Here is a 3,317-nt window from a genome sequence, read left to right on the forward strand (position 1 = left end):
TGAAAGCAATAGTGGCGTATTCCTCCCAGGCTTCGGCTTGCTCGAAATAGCCTTTTGCCAGAGTGTCATTCTCCCAAGTGGATTGTTCGTGGTAAAATACCCCTAGCTGGTGCGATACCGTTTTGAACCGATCCAGTGTAGGCTGATCCTGTTTGCGCATCCATTCTCGCGTCAGGGCGTGTACTTCAAAGACCTTGGCCGTCTCATCCCAAAAACAAAGTGACCAGTCACGCAAAGCCTCCAACACGGGAGCCAGGGCAACCGATTCTATGGGTAGCACCGCGCTGAGGGCCGTCAGCGAGCTGCGGCTGGAAAAGACAGAGGCCACGGTAAATACCTCCCGTTCGTGCGCTGTGAGCCGGTCGTAGATGCGGCCCAGCAGTAAGTTTTCAAAGATTTGTCCCTCCGCCTGCTGAACCAGCGTGGGCAGGTCGGTAGCCGGGTGTTTGGTCAGTAGCCCCTCCAAAAACTGCATGGCGCGGGGGTGTCCGTCGAACCGACGATGGAGCAGATCCCGCTCGGCCAGCGGAATCTGGCGGAGCGTAGGAGAGAAATTGAGGTACCGATACTGCTCGGCGTAGGTCAATTTGTCAATTTCTATGTCAGTCACTAACCCATCCAGACCTGTGATCGCGTAGCGCGTCGTGAACAGGACGTGGCAGTCGGACGGGCTATTTTGCAGGAGGTAGCGGATAAATTCCCGTAGGTTTTCCGACACGATGGCTTGCTGTTGGGCGCCGTCGGCATCCGTCTGCACGTCCTCAAAATTGTCTAAAATGATAATCGTCCGCCGTCCAGTCAGGCAATTATCCAGCAGTAGTTGCAATTTCTGTTCCGGCTCTGTATGAGGGCTGTCCAATAGGGCTTTCAGCTCGGCGGCTACGTCTTCAGCAGGTTGCGCCCGACTTTTCCACCGGCTAAAAATCTTCTCCAGTATGACGGCTTCCTGAATGTTAGCTCCGCGACTGAACAGCAGCACCTCGTAGCCGTATCGTTGGCGGTAGTGGTGGGCAAAGGCTTCGGCAGTCGTCGTTTTGCCCAGTCCACCCAGGCCGTGCAGGCACACGTGTCGGCCTTGTCGCAAGTGCTGCCGAAGCTGAATCAGCAGCCGCTTCCGTCCGATAAAGCCTTCACCGATCAACCGTGTGTACTTGTTCCGTAAAAAATCGGGTTTGGGATAGAAGCGGTTCAGCGTGTCGACGTTATACTGCTCGGGTTTGGTCAGCGGGCCAATGACCTGATTCTGATAGAGCACGGGGGTGAACCACTCACCGGGGATGTCTGCCTGCGGGGCGTTGGCCCGGCGGTGCTGCGCCTCCTGCCAAAGCCCCAGCCGGGCGTCGTGCATGGCTTTGGTCAGCGAGTCGCCATAGGCCAGCCGCTCGTAGAGTTTTTCCGTAAAAAGTCGGGCTCCGGCATCGGTTACCGAAAAACGCATGGCTAGCACGGCGGGTACCCCCACGGCCGCCGTCTGCTCGGCGGTACTGCCTTCGGAACCCCCCACGGCCGTTTCACAGGCACTCAGAACCACCAGTTTGATAGACGAGAAGGCTCTTAACGCTAACCCCAATTCGTAGCCCGCCACCTCCTGCTGGTCGCCGTCCTCGTTCTCCATCATCAGGATGCCCTTTTTATCCGTTTCCACGAACTGCCCGTGGCCGCTGATGTGCACAATGTCGTGGCTTCGGGCAGCCAGGGCGGCTTTGATTTCGTCCAGATTGGCGCAGTCTAAGATTTCCATCACCAACTTAGGCCGCTCGTTACCGGTGGCTTCTAACCGGCGCACCGCGTCGATAATTTTCTTCTGCTCCTCTTCAATTTCCAGCATCTTGCTCCGCTCGGAGAGGTTTTCGGGAAGGGCCGGAATAAACAGGAGTTTGATGGGAGCCGCCTCGGCGGTAGGCCCTTGGCGATTGAAAGCCTGAACGGTTTTTTCCCGGCTGCGCACCAGACCAAAATTATCACGGGGCAGCGCATTGCTCCCGACACTAGTCAGCAAGGGTAGCACCATTTCCCAGGGTAGGTTTTGCACTGCTTCCTCCTCCGTTGAAACAACCAAGAGCAAATCGCGAATTTTACCCGATTGAAGCAGGCTGAGAAAATCCGTACAGACCAGGCCGATCTCCCCGACAAAAAACGACTGATAAATGGCGGTGGGCAGGCTGATTTCCAGTGTTTGGGGTGTCGTAACGAGCCCGCGCCCCAACCGCAAGGCTTCCCCGGCCCCGCGTCGATGATCCTGAAAGATTTCCACCTGCTCAAACAAATCACCGTCAATCGGTAGCCTCACCTTCTCTCGCAGGAGTGGAACCGACGCATCATCCGGTCCCTTCACCGAAAGCATGGCTTCGTACTCCTCCCCCGCCTTCTCGATTCGGAGAAACAGGATACTATGCGGAAAATCCCGCTCAACTATATAAATTTTATCACCGATGTGGACGTCGCCACCCGCCGTAATGGTGCCGTAGTTGATATTTTTGAGAATAGCCTGCATGGAAAAGGAGAGATTAGCCAACAGGTATGTAATTGACCTGAGTTGTCCATGGAAGACAGTCGGCTTAAATATAATGGGTATTGGTCAGATCATTCGCTTCATTTATCAAACGGTTTAATACCGCGATATGTGGGGACCCACGCGTTGCCATTTGCTAATCGACCTTTAACGGCGGACCAACTACCTGCATATCGTGATCGGCGAAAATTTTTGCAATTTCTTCTTTGGTGGGTTCCTTATCCAGAGCTGCCATCGTCACAAAGAACTCCTCCAGCTTGCCGGCTGGCTGCAGGATCACCGTCATCCGTCCTTTCTCGCTGATCTGAGTCCAGGCATGGGGTACTTTTCGGGGCAGAAAAATACTGTCCCCGGCTTGGAGTCGGTGATGATCCCGGCCCACCAAAAAGCGGTATTCTCCTTCCTGAACCTGAAAGATCTCATCCTGATTGGGATGTACATGCAACGGCGTTCCTCGTTTGGGGGATAAAGAAGTCTGTTCAAACACAGCCAGATCACCATTGGTATCTTTCCCCGATATTTTGACATCGAGAATATTGGCATTCACACCTTTCAATTGAATATGACCATGATAGCGGCCTTCGCCCGATTCAATTTTGAAACCTTTTGGGGCGCGATCTTCCGCCGCCTGGGGTCGACCAACAATCGACAAAGGGGCCGCAAAAATACCAGTCTGAACAAATTTTCGACGCTTCATAATCAGCCTGGTTTTAAAGGTGATAAACCATCAATTACCAATTCGCTCAGAAATAGGAAATTGGAGATGCAAGATAAAAATTTGTTTTTTCAAAGTTTTACGAATTTT

2 protein-coding genes are annotated in these 3,317 nt (G+C 53.6%); both read right to left on the reverse strand.

The genetic code is table 11. From position 1 onward, the window contains the following. The coding region (locus ACEW8P_RS23305; protein WP_373515466.1) for a CHAT domain-containing protein at positions 1-2,494 on the reverse strand (2,494 nt) is incomplete at its 3' end. Positions 2,495-2,648: 154 nt separating this feature from the next. Continuing rightward, positions 2,649-3,209 carry a cupin domain-containing protein gene (locus tag ACEW8P_RS23310; RefSeq protein ID WP_373515467.1) on the reverse strand — a complete coding sequence of 187 codons (561 nt, stop codon included), beginning with the start codon at positions 3,207-3,209 and terminating at the stop codon, positions 2,649-2,651. Positions 3,210-3,317 lie beyond the last annotated feature (108 nt).

This window comes from Persicitalea sp. (assembly GCF_041751555.1).
Lineage (GTDB): Bacteria > Bacteroidota > Bacteroidia > Cytophagales > Spirosomataceae > Persicitalea.

Excerpts from the sequence above, each read along its gene's own strand:
- ACEW8P_RS23310 (WP_373515467.1), bottom strand. The coding sequence starts at position 3,209 with ATGAAGCGTCGAAAATTTGTTCAGACTGGTATTTTTGCGGCCCCTTTG.